The organism is Rhodococcus sp. KBS0724, assembly GCF_005938745.2.
GTDB lineage: Bacteria > Actinomycetota > Actinomycetes > Mycobacteriales > Mycobacteriaceae > Rhodococcus_F.
In genome coordinates, this window is sequence record NZ_VCBX02000001.1 from 1,744,265 (window position 1) to 1,762,662 (window position 18,398).

General features: G+C 61.8%; 21 protein-coding genes. 14 read left to right on the forward strand and 7 right to left on the reverse strand.

All coding sequences use genetic code 11. From position 1 onward, the window contains the following. Positions 1-102 precede the first annotated feature (102 nt). From FFI94_RS08130 to FFI94_RS08155, 6 genes are all read left to right on the forward strand, one after another. Positions 103-1,137, forward strand: a complete 1,035-nt coding sequence (locus FFI94_RS08130) for an alpha/beta hydrolase family protein (RefSeq protein ID WP_138872519.1) — start codon at positions 103-105, stop codon at positions 1,135-1,137. Between the two features lie 10 nt (positions 1,138-1,147). Further along, entirely contained in the window at positions 1,148-2,155 is a 1,008-nt protein-coding gene (locus FFI94_RS08135; protein ID WP_138872520.1) for an alpha/beta hydrolase family protein, read from the forward strand. Between the two features lie 84 nt (positions 2,156-2,239). Continuing rightward, positions 2,240-2,713 (forward strand): VOC family protein, encoded by a 474-nt coding sequence (locus FFI94_RS08140; protein ID WP_138872521.1) that lies wholly within the window; start codon positions 2,240-2,242, stop codon positions 2,711-2,713. Between the two features lie 119 nt (positions 2,714-2,832). Then, the gene (locus FFI94_RS08145; RefSeq protein WP_138872522.1) at positions 2,833-3,600 is read left to right on the forward strand and encodes a CPBP family intramembrane glutamic endopeptidase; all 768 of its coding nucleotides are present in this window, start codon (positions 2,833-2,835) and stop codon (positions 3,598-3,600) included. Between the two features lie 51 nt (positions 3,601-3,651). Beyond that, positions 3,652-5,052: an amidohydrolase family protein gene (locus tag FFI94_RS08150; protein WP_138872523.1), complete on the forward strand. Its 1,401-nt coding sequence runs from the start codon at positions 3,652-3,654 to the stop codon at positions 5,050-5,052. Position 5,053: 1 nt separating this feature from the next. After that, positions 5,054-6,013: an antibiotic biosynthesis monooxygenase gene (locus tag FFI94_RS08155; RefSeq protein ID WP_138872524.1), complete on the forward strand. Its 960-nt coding sequence runs from the start codon at positions 5,054-5,056 to the stop codon at positions 6,011-6,013. Here the strand turns inward: FFI94_RS08155 and FFI94_RS08160 are convergent. Continuing rightward, a complete protein-coding gene (locus FFI94_RS08160) occupies positions 6,001-6,228 on the reverse strand; it encodes a PLDc N-terminal domain-containing protein (RefSeq protein ID WP_138872525.1) in 228 nt (75 codons plus the stop codon). The genes FFI94_RS08155 and FFI94_RS08160 overlap by 13 nt on opposite strands. An 840-nt stretch (positions 6,229-7,068) precedes the next feature. On the opposite strand from FFI94_RS08160, the gene FFI94_RS08165 reads away from it, so the two are divergent. Next, positions 7,069-7,833: a DUF1906 domain-containing protein gene (locus FFI94_RS08165; protein ID WP_138873671.1), complete on the forward strand. Its 765-nt coding sequence runs from the start codon at positions 7,069-7,071 to the stop codon at positions 7,831-7,833. Here the strand turns inward: FFI94_RS08165 and FFI94_RS08170 are convergent. Further along, positions 7,820-8,320 (reverse strand): nuclear transport factor 2 family protein, encoded by a 501-nt coding sequence (locus FFI94_RS08170; RefSeq protein WP_138872526.1) that lies wholly within the window; start codon positions 8,318-8,320, stop codon positions 7,820-7,822. The genes FFI94_RS08165 and FFI94_RS08170 overlap by 14 nt on opposite strands. A gap of 39 nt (positions 8,321-8,359) precedes the next feature. On the opposite strand from FFI94_RS08170, the gene FFI94_RS33610 reads away from it, so the two are divergent. After that, positions 8,360-8,536 carry a hypothetical protein gene (locus tag FFI94_RS33610; protein ID WP_185993158.1) on the forward strand — a complete coding sequence of 59 codons (177 nt, stop codon included), beginning with the start codon at positions 8,360-8,362 and terminating at the stop codon, positions 8,534-8,536. Between the two features lie 29 nt (positions 8,537-8,565). Here the strand turns inward: FFI94_RS33610 and FFI94_RS08175 are convergent, their stop codons facing one another. Continuing rightward, complete coding sequence (locus tag FFI94_RS08175) at positions 8,566-10,026, reverse strand: MFS transporter (RefSeq protein WP_138872527.1); 1,461 nt, start codon at positions 10,024-10,026, stop codon at positions 8,566-8,568. A 75-nt stretch (positions 10,027-10,101) separates the two neighbouring features. Between FFI94_RS08175 and FFI94_RS08180 the strand changes: the two genes are divergently transcribed. Then, positions 10,102-10,608: a MarR family winged helix-turn-helix transcriptional regulator gene (locus FFI94_RS08180; RefSeq protein ID WP_260683948.1), complete on the forward strand. Its 507-nt coding sequence runs from the start codon at positions 10,102-10,104 to the stop codon at positions 10,606-10,608. Here the strand turns inward: FFI94_RS08180 and FFI94_RS34145 are convergent. From FFI94_RS34145 to FFI94_RS08195, 3 genes are all read right to left on the reverse strand, one after another. Continuing rightward, positions 10,599-10,898 (reverse strand): hypothetical protein, encoded by a 300-nt coding sequence (locus FFI94_RS34145; RefSeq protein ID WP_138872529.1) that lies wholly within the window; start codon positions 10,896-10,898, stop codon positions 10,599-10,601. The two genes, FFI94_RS08180 and FFI94_RS34145, sit on opposite strands and share 10 nt — an antisense overlap. A gap of 79 nt (positions 10,899-10,977) precedes the next feature. After that, positions 10,978-11,739: a hypothetical protein gene (locus tag FFI94_RS08190; protein ID WP_138873672.1), complete on the reverse strand. Its 762-nt coding sequence runs from the start codon at positions 11,737-11,739 to the stop codon at positions 10,978-10,980. 262 nt (positions 11,740-12,001) lie between these two features. Beyond that, positions 12,002-12,301 carry a 4a-hydroxytetrahydrobiopterin dehydratase gene (locus FFI94_RS08195; RefSeq protein ID WP_138872530.1) on the reverse strand — a complete coding sequence of 100 codons (300 nt, stop codon included), beginning with the start codon at positions 12,299-12,301 and terminating at the stop codon, positions 12,002-12,004. 16 nt (positions 12,302-12,317) lie between these two features. Between FFI94_RS08195 and FFI94_RS08200 the strand changes: the two genes are divergently transcribed. Beyond that, a complete protein-coding gene (locus FFI94_RS08200) occupies positions 12,318-12,761 on the forward strand; it encodes a (deoxy)nucleoside triphosphate pyrophosphohydrolase (RefSeq protein ID WP_138872531.1) in 444 nt (147 codons plus the stop codon). On the opposite strand, the gene FFI94_RS08205 is transcribed toward FFI94_RS08200, so the two are convergent. Then, positions 12,739-12,960, reverse strand: coding sequence for a hypothetical protein (locus FFI94_RS08205; RefSeq protein WP_144298282.1), 222 nt, complete (start codon positions 12,958-12,960; stop codon positions 12,739-12,741). The genes FFI94_RS08200 and FFI94_RS08205 overlap by 23 nt on opposite strands. A 288-nt stretch (positions 12,961-13,248) precedes the next feature. Between FFI94_RS08205 and typA the strand changes: the two genes are divergently transcribed. The 4 genes from typA to FFI94_RS08225 all read left to right on the forward strand — a co-directional run bounded on the left by typA (position 13,249) and on the right by FFI94_RS08225 (position 18,394). Beyond that, positions 13,249-15,156 (forward strand): translational GTPase TypA, encoded by a 1,908-nt coding sequence (gene typA, locus FFI94_RS08210; protein WP_138872532.1) that lies wholly within the window; start codon positions 13,249-13,251, stop codon positions 15,154-15,156. Between the two features lie 156 nt (positions 15,157-15,312). Beyond that, positions 15,313-17,100, forward strand: coding sequence for an ABC transporter family substrate-binding protein (locus FFI94_RS08215; protein WP_138872533.1), 1,788 nt, complete (start codon positions 15,313-15,315; stop codon positions 17,098-17,100). After that, a complete protein-coding gene (gene mshB, locus FFI94_RS08220) occupies positions 17,097-17,978 on the forward strand; it encodes an N-acetyl-1-D-myo-inositol-2-amino-2-deoxy-alpha-D-glucopyranoside deacetylase (protein ID WP_138872534.1) in 882 nt (293 codons plus the stop codon). Before FFI94_RS08215 ends, mshB begins: the two co-directional genes overlap by 4 nt. After that, entirely contained in the window at positions 17,975-18,394 is a 420-nt protein-coding gene (locus FFI94_RS08225) for a hypothetical protein (RefSeq protein WP_138872535.1), read from the forward strand. Before mshB ends, FFI94_RS08225 begins: the two co-directional genes overlap by 4 nt. Positions 18,395-18,398 lie beyond the last annotated feature (4 nt).

Sequence of the window (18,398 nt, forward strand, 5' to 3'; positions counted from 1 at the left end):
CCGGGAGGTCGGACGGTGGTGGTGACTGAGTCGTTCGCCCTCGAAGCGGAACATTTCGGGCAATAATGTCCGTCTGTGCTCGGTGACTAGGGGGACGGTTCGATGAGAGGTATCCGGACAGTGGGCGGATTGATCGCTGCGGCGATTCTCCTGGCCGCGCCGTCGACGGCTGTGGCCGCCGGTCCGGCCGCGTACGGCGCAGAATCCGACGGTCCGCGAGTGATCAGTGCCGTGCCCGGCGAAGGTCGCCTCGTCGACGTCGTCGTCTACTCACCGTCGATGGATCGCGGAATTCCGGTCCAGGTGCTTCGTCCGGCCGACACGTCGACGCCGGCGCCGACGCTGTATCTGCTCAACGGGGTAGACGGTGGGAAGAACGACGCGACGTGGTCGGTGCGCACGGATGTCCCGGAGTTCTTCGCCGACAAGCACGTCAACGTCGTCACCCCGTTGGACGGCGCGTTCAGCTATTACACCGATTGGCTCAGGCCGGACCCGGGTCTCGCGAGGATCAACGAGAACAACGGTGTGAACATGTGGACCACGTTCCTCACCGCGGAACTGCCACACGTGATCGACGAGTATTTCGACACGACAGGGGAGAACGCACTCGGCGGGATCTCCATGGCGGGCACGTCGGTGTTGAACCTGGCGATGGCTGCGCCGACGGTCTACAACAGTGTCGGTTCGTTCAGCGGCTGCGCGATGACCAGTCCCGGTCCGGGGCAGGACTTCGTGAAGGTGGTCGTCGGAATCGGCGGCGGCAATGCCGAGAACATGTGGGGGCCGTACAACGACCCGGCGTGGGTGGAACACGATCCGGTGGTGAATGCGGAGAAGCTACCGCGAATTCCGATGTACATCACGACGGCGACGGGCATTCCCGGTCAGTACGACACGTTGGCCGATCCGCGGATCGACAACAGTGTCGCGGCGTTGGCCGCAACCCTGGCTCTGGGAGGGGGCATCGAGGCTGCCACGCACTTCTGCACAACGCAGTTGGCGGATCGGACCACTGCACTGGGTATGGATAACATCCGATACAACATCAAACCGGCCGGTACCCACTCGTGGGGTTACTGGCAGGACGACCTGCACGATTCGTGGCCGATGTTTGCCGCGTCCCTCGGCCTGTAAGGACTTTTGCATGCGTATCTCTCATATCGCACTGGCATGCGCCGTGTCGCTGGCGTCGGTGGTAGCCCTCCCGGTTATTGCGGCCGCCGACGAATCGGCACCGCCGGCCTACACCGTGTCCGCAGACGCGTCGCCGCGAATCGCTGCCACCACCCCGGTCTCGGATCGGGAAGTGCTGCTCGACGTCGACAGTCCGGCAATGCAGCGCACGATGCAGGTCAGAGTGTTTCTCCCGGCTGATGGTTCGGAGCCTCGCCCCGTGGTGTATCTGCTCGACGGAAACTCGGGCCAGATCGAGGACAACAACTGGTTCGATCCGAAGAAGGGCAACGCGCGGGAGTTCTTCGCGGACAAGAATGTGTTTGTGGTGGCGCCGATCGGTGGAACCGGAACCATGTACACCGATTGGCAGGAAGACCACCCGAAATTCGGCAAGCTCAAGTGGGAGACCTTCCTGACCAAGGAATTGCCGCCGTTGATCGACGGGGCTTTCGACACCAGCGGGCGCAACGCAATCGGTGGCATCTCGATGGGTGCAGAGGCTGCGCTGATGCTTGCTCAACGCGCACCGGATCTGTACGACGCCGTAGCTGCTTACAGCGGGTGCTACACGACGGTAGGCGGTTTCGGTAAGGCACTGACAGACCTTGTCGTCATCAACGGAATGGCTACGTCGGAGCAGATGTGGGGTCCGGTCGACAGTCCCGCGTGGCGCGAACACGACATCTTCGCCAACGCGGACAAGCTGCGCGGCACCACGGTGTATCTGTCCTCGGGGACAGGTTTGCCGGGTCCTCACGAAACCCTCGAGACGCCCGAGCTTGCTCGGGTTGTGATCGTCGGCGGTGTCATGGAACTGGGCTCCAATCTGTGCACCGATCAGATTGCGGGTGTACTGCGCAGCCAGGGCGTCGACGTCACACGAAGTGCGCAACCGGTGGGCACACACGGCTGGCCGTACTGGCACGACGAACTGGTGCGTTCGTGGCCGGTGATCGAGTCGGCTCTGCTCGACTGAAACGTGCGCGATGATTTAACGGGCGCGATGATTTCCGGCGGCCACGACGGTCTATCCCTACGTATACCGACGTAAGGAGTAGTCATGCCATCGATCACCCCGTGCCTGTGGTTCGACACGCAAGCGGAGGAAGCAGCACATTTTTACATCTCGGTGTTCGGAAGCGGGAAAATCCTCGAAATCGAGCGATACGGAGAGGGATCGCCGTCCGGTCAACCGGCAGGGTCGGTGATGACGGTGGTGTTCGAACTGGATGGTCAGCGGTTCACCGGGTTGAACGGCGGACCGATGTTCACGTTTTCCGAGGCGGTGTCCTTCGAGATTCCCTGTGCCGATCAGGCGGAGGTCGACCACTACTGGTCGGCTCTGACGGAGGGCGGCGAGGAAAGTCAGTGCGGGTGGCTCAAGGACAAGTTCGGTCTGTCCTGGCAGGTCGTTCCGAGCCGATTGCTTGAATTGATGCACGATCCGGATCGCGCAAAAGCCCAGCGTGTGATGGACGCGATGATGCAGATGAAGAAGATCGACGTGGCAGAACTCGAGCGCGCCGCACTCTGAGACAGCACTCTGAGAGTCGACTGTGAGTGTCGACGCAATCATGGCGGTCACCGCGGTGGCGTCGGTACACTTGAATTAGTGAATTTTCAGCTAACTGCGGCGATGGGTGACGGCCTGATATGAGTTTTTCAACCGTGTCTGATGCCGGCGTGCTCAACACGGCACCGTCCAACCCACGCTTTCCGCACGTCCACGCGTACATCGACATCGCAGTGGTCATCGCAGTCCTCGTGGGCACCAACCTGATTGCGCACTTCACCACGGTGTGGGCGAGCATCGCGACGGTTCCGATCTCGGCGCTCGTGCTCCTTGCCATGAGCAAGCGCAGAGGGCTGGGTTGGGCGGAACTCGGCCTGTCCCCGAAGCATCTCAAGAGCGGTTCGAAGTACGCGCTCATCGCGGTCGGACTAGTCCTGACCGTCGTGGCGGTCGGCGCGTTGTTGCCGCTGACCAGGCCGTTCTTCATGGCTGATCGTTACGCCACCATCTCGGGCGCCATCATCGCGTCGATGATCATCATTCCTCTGCAAACGGTCATTCCCGAGGAATTGGCATTCCGCGGTGTCCTGCACGGGACGCTCAACCGGGTCAGCGGATTCCGGGGCGTCGCCGCAGCGGGTTCTTTGACGTTCGGACTGTGGCACATCGCGTCGTCGATGGGGTTGACCAGTGGAAACGCCGGTCTGTCCGGCTTCCTCGGCAACGGGGTCGTCGGTCAGATCGCCGGTATTCTCGGCGCGGTTCTGGCCACTGCAGCCGCCGGGCTCGTCTTCACGTGGCTTCGCCATCGAAGTGGCAGTCTTCTTGCCCCGATTGCATTGCACTGGTCTTTGAACGGCGCGGGCGCTTTGGCCGCAGCGTTCGTGTGGCACGCCACCATGAACTGACCCGGACAATTCGAACGCGCGGTATCGCCCCGACTGTGATTTGCTCAATGAGTGATACAGCTGCATCGGGGCCATATCTTCCACATTTCCGGTAGCCCAACAGTCGAAGGCGCAGCCGACGCGCTCGTCTCCCTTCCTGACGGTGTGCTCGCGATCGACGACGCCGGTGTCGTGGCATTCTGTGGTGAATTCGACGCGTTGCCGCAGCATCTGCGCAGCGACGACGTCCACGATCATCGTCCAGGGTTTCTGCTCCCCGGATTCATCGACACCCACGTTCACTTTCCCCAGATCTACGCCGGCGATGCCTACGGCGGCGGACAACTTCTCGAGTGGCTCGATCTCTGCGTGTTCCCGTCGGAATCGCGACTGTCCGATCCGGAATTTGCGACCCACGCTGCGGCCGCTTTCTGCGCCCGCCGAATAGCCACCGGAACTACTGCGGCCATGGTCTTCGGTTCCGCTTTTCCGCACGCGCAGGACGCGCTGTTCGCGGAAACTCAGCGAACCGGCCTTCGCATCGTCAGTGGCCGTGGCATCCAAACCACGGGGCCCGAATCTGCAGCCGCGCTCATCACTTCCGAGGACGATGCGATCACGCTGACCCGCGACGAGATCGATCGCTGGCACGGAGCCGACACCGGTGATGTCGACACTGCTCTGCTGCACGTTGCCGTCGTACCGCGGTTTTCCTTGGCCGTGACGACGGAGACCCTGAAGAACCTGGGGGAGTTGTACGACTCGGTTCGAGACCGTGGCGTGTACTTCCACAGTCATCTCAATGAGAACAACAGGCCGGGTACCGGCGAGGTGGCAACGACGCTCGAGCGCTACCAGGTTCAGTCGTACCTCGATACGTACGACGGCAAGTTTCTGCCGGGCTCAGAGGTCGGTGGCAAGTCGTTCCTCGGGCCGCGCGCCATTCTCGCGCACTCCGTCCACTGTCAGGATTCGGAATTGGCGCGGATGGCGGAGACCGGAACGTCGATTGCGCATTGCCCGACTTCGCAGCAGTTCCTCGGTTCCGGCACGATGCCGTGGAAGCGAACGTTGGCGGCGGGAGTCAACATCGCGATCGGTTCGGACTTCGGCGGCGGCGACGAATTCCTCCTCTCACGGGTTCTGGGCGATGCATTCAAAGTGCATATTTCGGAGGACGGGGACAGCGCGCTTTCGCTGCACCCGGCCGAATTGCTGTTCACGGGCACACTGGCCGGCGCGCGTGCGCTGGACCTGGAGAACCGCATCGGAAACCTCGACGCCGGTAAGGAAGCAGATTTCCTCGTCATTGATCCTGCCGGGTGGCCGGCGCTGGGCAATCTGATCAACTTCGGCACGCGGTCGTCGGATCCGATTCTCGCGCGTGATCAGACGCTGTTCGGCTTGTTGATGGCGATGCGTGAGCCGGCGATCTCGCACGTCTACGTCCAGGGCCGCAGGGTTTCGACCTGACGTGCCCGGTTCGGCGACGGTTGTCACGGCCTTTCACCGCCCCGAAAACGGCGACGGTGAGGTGTTCGCTGGGTGGACCGCGCAGGCCGTCAGTGCAGCGAAGGCGGCTCGCGGCTATCTCGGCAGTGCTGTCAGCGACGGCTTCGGGCTATCCGATTACGGTGTGTCCCATACCTTTTCCAGCGTCGAAGAGTTGCACGGCTGGCTCGACTCGCCAGCGCATTCACGTGTCCAGGCGCAAGGCATCGAGTGCGGAGTTCGGGCCAAGAGTTCTGATCTGGTACTGGTGGAAGACGCCGCGCCCCCACCGGGCATCGGAGTGTACGACCACACGGTAGTTGCCGGACGGCAGGACGAATTTCTGCGGACCCAACATCTCTTGATCGCCGAAAGTTCACTGTTCTCGGGCTACGAGAGTGCGTTGCTGTTGTGTTCAACCGCTGATGCGACGCGGTGGCAATCGGTTCTGCGGTTCCGGACCGAGCCGCAGCTGGCAGCATGGATGCACTCGGAGCAGCGGGCGGCGGTGTTGCCTGCGCTACGCGAGGAGTTGGCGGAAGACTTCACCGAATCCGTGCGCTCCACACCTTTCGGCACGATCTTGCGCACCGAGAACGGGCAGACGCGGGCGACTCCGAACTGGAAGACCGCGATGATCGTTCTCCTGGTCCTCTACCCGACAGTGATGACGTTGTCGCGATTTCTCGGACCGGTGCTCGACGACGCAGGCGCACCGCCCTGGCTGTCGATGTGGCTGAGCCAGATCATCAGCGTTGGGGCGATGACGTGGTTCCTGATGCCGGCGGCAACGCGATGGTTCGGTCGGTGGCTCGACCCGTTCGACGGCGCGAAATTACGCGCGAACGTCCTGGGTACCGCCGCTGTCCTGGCGATATATGTCGGGACGCTCGCGCTGTTCGCGTCTGTGAAGTGGTTGCAGTTCTGGGATTACTTCGACTGAATCCTGCCGCGCTTGAAGTACGTGATCGGTCCGAAAAAGTTGATCGCGATGATCGCTGCCCATTTGGCCTTGCTGCCGTTGACCGACGCACGATCGCGCTTCGCGAGGTCGGCCCAGGCGGTGATAGCCAGAATCGACTGGATCGTGCCCATCACGATCACGACGCGACGTTGGCGCGGTGAGAGTTCACTCCATGACTTTTTGTTGCGGTTCATAAGTCAACTGTGCCCGATCCCTCTGCATCAGCCCGCCAATGCAGTGTGAATAGCATCACGTTCGCGAGAGGGCGGGGGGTTTCAGGTCCGTTGCCGACCGGCCGGGGGCGTCGTCAATGTTCTGTTAATTGCTGCCGTGGCTGGAGAGTTGCACGGCGTAGCAAATGTGGACTGACCGGGTTCGCACGGAATTGTCTCATTCCTGGTCAGGGCGACGATAGTGCTGAAACAGGAGTTCTGAAGTAAGGCTTACCAACATAAATTGGCTGGATTCGAAGATTGCGAACTAATAACCATTAATGGAAATCGTGTTCGGATATCGTCAAGAAATGGGCAAATTATCTCGATCGGATCACGCACTCCGAGCGTTACCTGTGAATATGCGTTTGCCGGGTAGGCCCGGAGATGTAACGTCCCGGACACATTTGGTGTCGCGGAAGTAACGGAAGACCTCTACTCTTAGCCCAGCAGGTCAGCAAGTCGGCCTGTAAGACCACTGATGTTTCATCTTCGACAGGAGTACACACATGACCAGCGCTGAACTCTCGGGCCAGTTCTCTTTCATCACCGACCTCCTCAGCAACGCAACTGACCTGTTCAGTGCTCTGACGTTCTTCACGTCGCTCAGCTGATAGCTTCCGGCCGCTACGGCCGATAACGATGGCCCTCGAAACGAAAGTTTCGGGGGCCATCGTTTTTGTTGTCGCTGGTCACGATGGTGGTGTGACTGGTGTTGATCAAGTGCCAGGCGGTGGCGTTGTGACTGTGGTGCAATCGAGTGAAGAAAGAAACTCGACTTTCCGCCTAGATCGGGCGGGATACGCCGATGATCGGAGCAGCGTGCACGTCTCACGAAGAAATCTGTTCAAGTACGCGGCCGCAGGTTCTGCCGCCGCAGGACTGGCCGCGCTCAGCGGCACGGCGACGGTGGCCAATGCCGGCTCGCTCGGAACTCTGCTCGACTACTCTGCCGGAGTCCCGTCGGCGCAATCGATTCGTGCGGGCGGCTACGCGGGCGCGATCCGTTACGTCTCCGACCGCCGCCCCGACGCGAACTGGATGGTGGGCAAGCCGGTCAAGGCGGGCGAAGTGAACGCACTGACCGCAGCGGGACTGCAGGTCGTGTCCTGCTATCAGTTCGGAAAAGGTGCGACGGCTGACTGGCGTGAAGGCCGCGAAGGCGGCAAGAGGCATGCAACACGGGGCCTGGAATTGCACCGCCAGGCCGGCGGACCTGAGGGGCGTCCGATCTACGCGTCGATCGACGACAACCCGACGACAACCGAGATCAACAATCTCATCCGGCCGTACCTCGAGGGATGGGCGTCGGTGGTCGGCAATCAGAATCTCGGTATCTACGGAAACACGCGTGTGCTCGACGCGATGATCGGCGCGGGTGTCGGAACCTGGTACTGGCAACACAATTGGGGATCGCCGGCGGGGTATGTCCATCCACGGGCGCACCTGCATCAATTCGAGATCGACAAGCGCAAGGTTGACGGTATCGGCGTCGACCTGAATTCGATCCTGGCGCTGGACTACGGGCAGTGGTCACTCGCCGGGTCTGTCGTACCGAATATTCCGATCGGCTCTATCGCACCATAGCGCCGAATTTTGCCAACCAGGCGCGGGCATCCTCGGGGAGGTTGCCCGCGGCTTCGGCGGCCAGGCACCAGGCTTTGGTCATCGCCAGGAAATTCATCGGGTTGTATGCGTCTTCCTCGCGTGAGAACAATCCGTCTCCGGCGTAGTGCAGGATCGTGATGTTTGCGGCGCCGTGAGTCGATCCGTCGCCCGGATCCTCCATGGGATTGTCGATCTCGCAGATGATCCACCCGCGCTCCTCGTCGATCACGTACCAGTTTGCGGGGAACTCCGTCATTCGTTTTCCCGGGAACTCGGTCATCGTGCGGGTGACCCACTTACGCACGGCCTCACGGCCGTTGAGAGTTCCGAAGGCATGTTCGACGTACACGACATCTTCGGTGAACATGTCGGCAAACGCATTCCAATCGCCACTGCGGGTGCATTCGACGACGGTGTTCTGGAAACCTGCAAAGGCCTGATCGAGTTCAGCGCGTGTCCATGCCATGTGTGACTCCTCGGGTAGACGACCGAGTCAAATTAGAACATGTTCTCGCGGCCGGGTGGTGGGGATTCGACCGATCTCGTGTGTGCGGTACCGTCGTTGCCGGGTCGGGACCCGTATTGCGAGAGGAAATATTTCATGGAGTTTCTCATCGACTTCATCTACACCCTGCTGTCGAAGCTGCAGATTGCCGGCAGCATCGACTCTTCGGAGAAGTAACACCTCCCGCAGTTCTTGCGGCCGTGTGATCAAAGCGGCCGCGACGTGGTTGATTCCCTGTGCGGCGCTGTCCGTTTGGGAATCAACCACGCGAAGATCATCGACACCGCCGCGGCAACGATCGAGATCACGAACGTGGCCTTGAACATGTCGAGCGTGGGGTAGATACGGTCGTGGACCACGATCGTGGCGCCGGCAAGCACAACACTGACCACGGCGGCGGAACTCGACGTCCCGATCGATCGCATCAGTGAGTTCAAACCGTTGGCTGCGGCTGATTCGGTGATCGGAACCGAACTCATGATGAGTGCCGGCATCGCCGAGAATGTCAGTCCCACACCCGCTCCGATCACCATTCCGGCAAGCGCGACAAGCCAGACGGCGGATGTCGCGAAGTAGGCTGTGACGTAACCGAGTCCGATGACGAGCGCTCCCGTCAGCAAGGTGATCCGCGGACCTTTCCAGTCCGAGATGCGCGCGGACACGGGGGAGAGCGCCATCATCACCAGCCCGGCGGGAGCGAGTACCAGACCGGTGGTCACCATCGACAAACCGAAACCGTAGCCGGTGTCCTTCGGAGCCATGAGAAGTTGCGGTAGCGACAGTGAATTTCCGTACATGGCAAAGCCGACGGCAATGGAGGCGAGGTTGGTGAACAGCACCTGTTTGCGTGCCGCGATTCGCAGATTCACCAGTGGTGCACCGCGTCTGAGTTCCCAGAAGCCCCACGCCACGAAGATCACGACGGACGACGCCAGCAGTCCGAGCGTCTTGGGATCGGACCATCCCCACGTGCCACCCTTGGTGATCGGCAGGAGAAGCGCGATCAAGCCGGCGGCGAGTCCGAGTGCGCCCACGAAGTCGAAACGTCCCGGCTTGCGGATGGTGGACTCGGGAATGACAAAGAACACCAACAACATACACAGGCCACCGAGAGCCGCGGACACGACGAACAGGAAGTGCCAATCGGCGCTTTGAGCGATGATCGCCGCGATGGGCAGACCGACAGCGCCGCCGACGCCCAGGGTGGCGCTCATGACGGCCATTGCGCCGCCGACCTTCTTCGGTGGCAGGACGTCGCGCAGGATGGCAATGCCGAGAGGGATGGCACCAACGGAGGCGCCCTGTAGTGCGCGTCCGATCACCAGTCCGATGAGCGACGAAGACAAGGCGCAGATAACGGAACCGAGGACCACCAGACCGAGGCTCACCAGGATCATGCGTTTCTTGCCGAACATGTCGCCGAGGCGGCCACTGATCGGGGTGATGACCGCAGCGGCGAGCAGCGTCGCGGTGATGGCCCACGACGTGTCCGCTGGTGACGCGTTCAGCAAGCTCGGAAGCTGGGGGATGATCGGGACGACCAGCGTTTGCATGAGGGCGACGACGATCCCGCACAGACCGAGGACGGTGAGGATCAGTCGTGGACGTGGGGACACTGTCGCGTCGACGACTGTATCCGCGTTCGACGGATGGGCGTGAACGGACATTCGGCTCCCGAAGTATGTGGGCGGCGCCTGCCACCTTTTCTGTGCACGCTACACATTTTGTGTATCCTGCACAACGTGACGAATGCGCGCGGAGAAATCCCGGCCACTGAGCGTGAACCTGTGGACCGCGACCTTGTCGACGTCGAATACGAACTGACGCTGCTGTCGCGATATCACGCACTGGCGCAACGCTCGGACCTTCATCTGGACCGCTCGGCGTACCTCTTGCTCGGCCGCCTCGAACTGCAACAACCGATGAGTCTGAAAGAACTGTCCTGCGCGTTCAGACTGGACATCTCGACCATCAACCGACAGATCGGCGCCCTCCGTCGACAAGGCTTGGTCGAACGCGTCGAAGACCCGGCTGGCGGATTGGCGAGAAAGGTCCGCCCCACCGCGTCCGGTCTGGCCCAGCTGCGGGCAGACCGCGTACATTCGACTGCCGGAGTGGGGAAGGTGTTGCGGGACTGGACGCCGGAGTCGCGTCGGGCATTGGGTGAGCTACTGCGGCAATTCAATCAATCGGTGGAAGATATCGAAGGCCGGGCGTGGCCGCGCCCGACGCCCGACGATCACGTCTGAGTGTGAGCCAGGGTCGAATCCGGTTCCGGCGCAATGACAACCAGTTTCGGTCGATCTTCCGGCGACGAGTGGTTTCCGCGCCACGACATCAGTGACCATCGAGACAGTGCGGAAAATGCCGATCCGAGACTGGCAAAGGAACCGGAGCTCAGGATCGAGCCGGCTGATCCGATGCTGCCGATCGACAATATCGAGAATGCGCTGCCGATCGACAATATCGAGTGAGTGCTACCGATCGAGAGAATTGATCCTTCTGAACGGATCGACAGAATTGATCTGGAATGTCCCATTCCCTGGTTTATCACGAGCACCGGACGCACAAAAGAGGCCCGCCGAAAATTCGGCGAGCCTCTTTCAAGCAATTGTGGATCAAGCCACTGCGAACATACCCACGGTCGGCAGGAAGCTGCAGGTGATGCGATCTGCGCCTTCAGACTGGGTGGTCAGCGAACCGCTGATCACGGACAGCACACGTCCCGGGCCGGTGTCGGCGATAACCGACAGGGTGGCGGGGCCGTCCGGGTTGATGTGAGCGGCCGTCGTGAGGTTCTGCGTTGCGCTACGACCGTTGTCGATGTTGATCCAGGTGACCGTCAGCGGGACGGGCTGGTCGTCGGTGGCCGGAGCAGTGCCGAGTGCGGTGAAAACAAATCCGGCCTGACCTGCGGCAGGTCCCGGAGGCGGCAGGTGCGCCGGGCCGGGAACGGCAAGTGCGGTGCCGACGGAATCAGCCGTTGCGGAGATGCAGCCCTTACCCAGCGTCGGGTACAGGAACTGTGCGATGACGGGTGCGTTCTCGTCCGGAATCGCCGGTCCGCCGCCGCCGCTGCCGTCGAGGAAGGTGATGACCTTCTCGAGCGTCGCCTTGATCTCAGGCGGGAGGCCGGCAGAATTGAGAATGGCGCGAGCCTGAGCGAGGAGATCGGCCTGCGGATTGCCGGCAACCTGGGTGACACCCTGGGCGTCGACGGGGCCTGCAGCTGCGCCGATGATGGCGGGAGCAAAGGATGCCAGGAACTCGATCGGCACACTGTCCGGTGTGGGGGCGGGAGCCGGATCGGCCATTGCCTGTGCCGGCAATGCGAGTCCTGCTGCTGCGGCAATTGCGACGGCGGTGAACGCCCTACGCATACCTCGGGTTCGAAGCACTGTTTCCCCATCCTTAGTCAGACCGCGCAGGCGCCGTAGCGACCGCGTTGACGGCTCGAGGGGTCACTCTATGTAAGTGAGCCCCGGGTTGTACAGCCGTTCAGTTTCTGAGCAGCTACGGATCCCGGTGGAGTCTATTACATGACTGGCCTCGAAATGATTGCTTGCCGACCATACCCTGTGACAGAAGTGATCAATGTGAATATTGATGCAACTGTTATGTCGGTTTAGGCGGTTTCAGACGTCAGCTTTTTGCCGCATCGGCGACGAGCGCATCGATTTTCCGAGCAAACTTCACGTCGAGTTCGGTGATGCCGCCAGCTGAATGTGTCGACAGCGAATAGGTGACTTTTCGCCACCGGACGTCCATGTCTGGATGATGATCGGCGGCTTCGGCAGCTGCGGCGACGTCCTGAAGCAATGCGATAGCTTCGGGAAATGTCGGAGATTCGACCACCCGCGTAATCGCGTTGTCGGTTCGCTGCCAGTCGGGCAGTTCCTCGAGTGCGGCGTCGATCGCGGAATCGGACATCACGGAAGCCATACTCCATCATGGTGTCATGAGCGACGAGGCTGCAAGGGGCGGCGAAGCTGCCGACGAGTACGAGATAGTCGCCGGCGCGATTTTCCGCGACGGCCGGTTGTTGCTCGCGCAGCGCATCTGCCCGCCTGAGTTGGCGGGGATGTGGGAGCTTCCCGGTGGCAAAGTCGAGGCACTCGAGACGCCGCAACAGGCTCTCGAGAGGGAACTGGCAGAAGAATTAGGTGTTGTAGTCCGGTGCGGGCGCAGAATCGGCGTCGACGTTGCACTGGGGAGCCGACGAGTTCTGCGGGCGTATCGAGTCGAAATTCTGGCCGGGGAACCGGCGGCACTCGATCACGCGCAGCTCGCGTGGGTGGACGGGGACGCTTTGGAAAAGTTCGACGTGGTGGGCAACGATCGGGCCTGGATCCCGGACCTGCTCGCCGAATTGCGCAGGCTCAGGCAGCCCGAGCCATCTTGAGGCCGACCTTCAGTTCCTTCTTGGAGGCGCCGTTGTTCTCGAGCTTCCGCATCCGCATGATCACGACCGGGCACTTCACGCAGCGAGTCTTCTTGCGGCAGCACTTTTTCTTGGGCTTGAGCTGCGAGACTTTGCTTGGCTTAACTTTTCCCATGTGGCACTGCGTCTTTCCTTCAGCGGCGATGGCGGAGAACCGCACTGCAAACAAGGTTAGCGTAACCTTAAAAGTGCTGAATTACCAGCAAAAGTTTTAACCCATGTCATAGTGGCGAAAATCACTATCTGCAGGTCGTAGCCGTGATAGAGGACGCACTTTGCGCGAGCAGTCGTTCGGAGCGAGTAGTATTTACTAGGCCGCGGTGCCTTCTCGAGGCGATTCGTGCACGTACTCGGATCACACATTCGTGCAGCGGCCACCAGAAGAGCCGTGCGATGCGAGTTTCGCGTGGCCGAATTAGCCGAATTACTCAGCCAGGAGAGCCATCGCGTGACCACCACCAGCTTCCGTAACGTTGCCATCGTCGCACACGTCGACCACGGCAAGACCACCCTCGTTGACGCCATGCTTCGTCAGTCCGGCGCCTTCGAGGAGCGCGCCGAGCTGGTCGATCGCGTCATGGACTCAGGAGACCTCGAGCGCGAGAAGGGAATCACGATTCTCGCGAAGAACACCTCCGTACACAAGCGCAACGACGACGGCTCGATCACCGTCATCAACGTCATCGACACCCCCGGCCACGCCGACTTCGGTGGAGAGGTCGAGCGCGGCCTGTCCATGGTCGACGGTGTCGTTCTGCTCGTCGACGCTTCCGAGGGCCCGCTTCCTCAGACGCGCTTCGTGCTGCGCAAGGCGCTTGCCGCCTCGCTGCCCGTCATCCTGGTCGTCAACAAGACCGACCGCCCTGACGCTCGCATCGAAGAGGTCGTCTCCGAGGCACAGGATCTGCTCCTCGACCTCGCATCTGACCTGTCCGACGAAGCCGCCGAAGCCGCTGAGCTCGCGCTCGGTCTCCCCGTTCTCTACGCCTCGGGCCGTGAGGGCAAGGCATCGACCGTGCAGCCCGAAAACGGCCAGGCACCCGACGCTGAAGACCTCGCAGCACTTTTCCAGGTTCTGATGGAGTACGTCCCGGCCCCCAAGGGCACGTCCGACGCACCCCTGCAGGCTCACGTCACCAACCTCGACGCGTCCGCATTCCTCGGCCGCCTCGCGCTGGTTCGTATCCACAACGGCGAGCTGCGCAAGGGCCAGACCGTGTCCTGGTGCCGCGAGGTCGACGGCGAGCCCGTCATCACCAAGACCAAGATCACCGAACTGCTCACCACCATCGGTGTCGAGCGCGTTCCGGCAGAGGTTGCCTACGCCGGCGACATCTGCGCAGTGGCAGGCTTCCCGGACATCATGATCGGCGACACCCTCGCTGATCTCGAGAACCCGGTTCCGTTGCCCCGCATCACCGTCGACCAGCCGGCTATCTCGGTCACGATCGGCACCAACACGTCGCCGCTCGTCGGTCGCGTCAAGGGTCACAAGCTGACCTCGCGCATGGTCAAGGCTCGCCTCGACCAGGAGCTCGTCGGTAACGTCTCGCTCAAGGTCCTCGACATCGGTCGCCCCGATGCGTGGGAGGTCCAGGGTCGTGGAGAGCTCGCTCTCGCCATCCTCGTCGAGCAGATGCGTCGCGAAGGCTTCGAGCTCACCGTCGGTAAGCCGCAGGTTGTCACCCAGGTCGTCGACGGCAAGGTTCACGAGCCGTTCGAAGAGCTGACCATCGACAGCCCGGAGGAATACCTCGGCGCCATCACGCAGCTCCTCGCAAACCGCAAGGGCAAGATGGTCCAGATGTCGAACCACGGCCAGGGCTGGGTTCGCATGGAGTTCATCGTTCCTTCGCGTGGCCTCATCGGTTTCCGTACGGAATTCCTCACGGATACCCGCGGAACCGGTATCGCCAACGCCGTGTTCGACGGTTACGGCCCGTGGGCCGGCGAGATCCGTGCGCGCCACACCGGCTCGCTCGTCTCGGACCGCTCCGGCTCCGTCACCCCGTTCGCCATGATCCAGTTGGCTGACCGTGGAACGTTCTTCGTCGAGCCCGGCGCAGACACCTACGAGGGCATGGTCGTGGGCATCAACCCGCGTCAGGAAGACCTCGACATCAACGTCACCCGCGAGAAGAAGCTGACCAATATGCGTCAGTCTTCCGCAGACGTGATGGAGACCCTCGCAAAGCCGATCAAGCTCGAACTCGAAGCTGCCATGGAGTTCTGCTCCGGCGACGAGTGCGTCGAGGTCACCCCGGAGGACGTCCGCGTCCGCAAGGTGCACCTCAATGCAACCGAGCGCGCTCGTGAGCGCTCGCGCAGCAAGTCTCGCGACAAGGCTTCACTGTAAGTCTTTCGCAGTAACAATCATGACAAGGCGAATGTGCCTTTTGCTCGGTGTTCTTCCGGCAAAAGGTACATTCGCCTTCATGGTTTCCAGGCAGTGTGTTGGCTGGGTAACCGTGGACTGAGGCTGCACGTGCCTTGAAACGGAAGGAATATCTCTGTGGTTGCTGGACGTCGGTACCTGGCGTTGGCCGTGGCGGTGACAGCGTTGTCTCTGACGGCGTGCACTGCTGATCCGCCGCCGCCTGTCGAGAGCACCGAGACGGTCAAGCCGACTACGACGCCTGTCACACCGGCAATGAAGGTCGTGTCGGTGGGGATCGATCAGGTGGGTGACGGATTCAATCCGCACCTCCTCGCCGATTTGTCCCCGGTGAACTCTGCTGTCGGTAATTTGGTGTTGCCCAGTGTATTTCGTCCGATCAGCTCGCCCGTTCAGCCTGACCAGGCCGAGTGGGTCCTCGACGACTCGTTGGCTGTCTCCGCGGAAGTTGTGTCGGAGGCGCCGTTCACGATTCGCTACCAGCTCCGCAACGAAGCGCAGTGGTCCGACGGTGCGCCGATCGCCGCCGAGGATTTCCGCTACCTGTGGCAGCAGATGATTTCGGTTCCCGGTGTTGTGAACCCCGCCGGGTACCAGTTGATTTCGGACGTCACCTCGTCCGGCGGCGGAAAGACCGTGAACGTCGTGATGCGCGCGGCGTATCCGGCGTGGCGTGAACTTTTCTCGGATCTCCTTCCGTCTCACCTGATCAAGGACACTCCCGGCGGTTTCAGTACCGGGTTGAGTGAGGGAATTCCGGTGTCGGGGGCACATTTTCACGTGCGTTCCGTCGACCGTGGCCGTGACGAGATCATCCTCGAACGCAACGACCGGTTCTGGGGAGAACCGTCGGATCCCGACCAGATCGTGATGCGCCGGGCCGGGTCGGCTGCGCAGTTGGCCGAAGCGATGCGCACCGACGATTCGCAGATCGCTCAGATCCACGCGGGAAGTGCCACCGACATTCAGCTGTCGGCAGTTCCGGGAGTGAGCACGGCATTTACTTTTGTACCCCGCACCCTCGACATGACGGTCAACGGACGCAGTGCCACCTTTGCCGACGTCCGGGTTCGCAAAGCTGTTCTGGGACTTCTGGATTCCGATCTACTGGCAGTTGTCGCCGCGGGCAGTGAATCTGCTGCGGTTCCGGCAAAAGCGCAAATCCTGTCGCCCTCCGATCCCGGCTACGTGCCGACGGCGCCGCCCAAGCAAAGTCGTGAGCGCTCGATGGAGCAATTGGTGGAGTCCGGTTACGTCGTCGTGCCGTCGGCGGGACCGGTTGTGGTCGGGGGAACAAACGGAACCGTCGTCCGTGACGGTAAGCCGCTCGAACTGACGCTTGGGGCGCCGGAAAACGACGACATCGCGATTGCGGTGGCCAACACCGCTGCCGACGAATTGCGGGACGCAGGAATTGCGGCAACCGTGAAATCGCTTCCGGCAGAGGAGCTGTACGGTCAGGAGCTCACGACAGGGAACATCGACATGGTGGTCGGCTGGATTCGCGCCGGCGTCGACCCTGCGACGTCGTTGGCATCTCGGTTCAGTTGCCCCCTGACTCCCACCGTGCCGGTGACCACAACGGAAACTCCGGAGTCGACCTCGGTCGCGCCGACGCCGACTACGGCTCGCGAGTCCGATTCCGAAGCGCCGAGCAATATTTCGGGACTGTGTGACCCGTCGCTGCAGCCGCGGATCGACGAAGCGCTCAGCGGGATCGGTGATTTCGGGGCGCTGATTGCCGACGCCGAACCCAAGTTGTGGGATCTCGCGGCGGTTCTGCCCATCGTGCAGGACCGCACGTTGGCAGCATTGGGAACCGGAGTCGAAGGTGTCACCCTGACCGGTCCGGTTCAGGTCGGAATATTCAGTGACGCAACCAACTGGGTGAGGGTGAAGGAATGACCGTCGCAAAGAAGAGACTTCTGCTGGTTCACGCGCATCCCGACGACGAAACGATCACCACCGGCGGCACCATCGCCCGGTACGTCGACGAAGGCGCCGAAGTGACCGTCCTGACCTGCACGTTGGGTGAGGAGGGGGAGGTGATCGGCGATCGGTGGGCCGGACTGGTTGCCGACGCCGCCGATCAACTCGGCGGTTATCGGATTGCGGAGCTGACCACAGCGTTGGCTCGTCTCGGTGTGAGTGAACCCCGATTCCTGCTGGGAGCCGGTCACTTTCGTGATTCCGGGATGGCCGGGACGCCATCAGCTGCGAATCCGCGGGCATTCGTCAACGCTGATCTCGAAGTTGCTGTTCGTGCCGTGGTCGAGGTGATCCGGGAGCTGCGTCCGCAGGTGGTGATCACGTACGACACCAACGGCGGGTACGGCCATCCCGATCACATTCAAGCCAACGCCATCACCACCGCTGCCGTTGCTGCGGCCGGAACATCGGTGTATCCCGAAGCCGGTGAGCCGTGGAGCCCACAGAAGTTCTACTGGACCGTGACCGAACGAAGCTCCCTGGAACGGGGAATCGCGTCGATCGCGCAGGTGCCGGCGCAGTGGCGGCTGCCGGAGCCCGGTGAGCTTCCCTGCGTGGTCGACGCGGATGTCACGACGGCGATCGATGTCGGTGCCGTTCTCGAATCCAAGGCCGGCGCCCTGTCCGCGCACGCCACACAGGTGACTGTCGCGCCGAGTCGTACCGAGTTCGCGTTGTCCAACAACGTCGTGCAGCCCATCGCTCCGGTCGAGCATTTTGTGCTCGTTCGCGGTGAGTTGGGCCCGGTCGACGCAGACGGCCGTGAGTCCGACCTCTTCGGTGGGATCTCATGACCAGTGCTTCACCGGAGACACCACAAGACGGTAGGTGGGCGTTTCTCGACCCGGTCATCCTCGGCGTCTTGATCTTCGACGGATTTCTGTGCGCGGTACTGTCGGTGATTTTTCTCCCGAGCTACCTCGGCACCACGCCGTTTCCGGTCAGCATTCTGGTGGCCGCCGTGGTCAACCTCGCGTTGGTGATCGCGGCGCGGACCGTGACGACAACCGGTAAGGCGGCGCTTCCGCTGGCCGGCTGGATCGCCGGATTCCTGTTCTGCATGGTCGGCGGGCCAGGCGGCGACGTTCTGGTGTTGTCGTCGCCGCTCACCTTCCTGCTGCTTGTGGGCGCGCTGGCTCCGGCGATCGTGTTTTTGTTTCGAGTGGCAAGCAAGGCTCTCGCGTCTACCGGTACTTCGAAGCGTTCATAAGGGA

Coding starts and splice junctions, on each gene's coding strand:
- FFI94_RS08130 (WP_138872519.1), top strand. CDS start 103: ATGAGAGGTATCCGGACAGTGGGCGGATTGATCGCTGCGGCGATTCTC.
- FFI94_RS08135 (WP_138872520.1), top strand. CDS start 1,148: ATGCGTATCTCTCATATCGCACTGGCATGCGCCGTGTCGCTGGCGTCG.
- FFI94_RS08140 (WP_138872521.1), top strand. CDS start 2,240: ATGCCATCGATCACCCCGTGCCTGTGGTTCGACACGCAAGCGGAGGAA.
- FFI94_RS08145 (WP_138872522.1), top strand. CDS start 2,833: ATGAGTTTTTCAACCGTGTCTGATGCCGGCGTGCTCAACACGGCACCG.
- FFI94_RS08160 (WP_138872525.1), bottom strand. CDS start 6,228: ATGAACCGCAACAAAAAGTCATGGAGTGAACTCTCACCGCGCCAACGT.
- FFI94_RS08170 (WP_138872526.1), bottom strand. CDS start 8,320: ATGGCATGGACACGCGCTGAACTCGATCAGGCCTTTGCAGGTTTCCAG.
- FFI94_RS33610 (WP_185993158.1), top strand. CDS start 8,360: ATGTTCTCGCGGCCGGGTGGTGGGGATTCGACCGATCTCGTGTGTGCG.
- FFI94_RS08175 (WP_138872527.1), bottom strand. CDS start 10,026: ATGTCCGTTCACGCCCATCCGTCGAACGCGGATACAGTCGTCGACGCG.
- FFI94_RS34145 (WP_138872529.1), bottom strand. CDS start 10,898: ATGGGACATTCCAGATCAATTCTGTCGATCCGTTCAGAAGGATCAATT.
- FFI94_RS08190 (WP_138873672.1), bottom strand. CDS start 11,739: ATGCGTAGGGCGTTCACCGCCGTCGCAATTGCCGCAGCAGCAGGACTC.
- FFI94_RS08195 (WP_138872530.1), bottom strand. CDS start 12,301: ATGGCTTCCGTGATGTCCGATTCCGCGATCGACGCCGCACTCGAGGAA.
- FFI94_RS08200 (WP_138872531.1), top strand. CDS start 12,318: ATGAGCGACGAGGCTGCAAGGGGCGGCGAAGCTGCCGACGAGTACGAG.
- mshB (WP_138872534.1), top strand. CDS start 17,097: ATGACCGTCGCAAAGAAGAGACTTCTGCTGGTTCACGCGCATCCCGAC.
- FFI94_RS08225 (WP_138872535.1), top strand. CDS start 17,975: ATGACCAGTGCTTCACCGGAGACACCACAAGACGGTAGGTGGGCGTTT.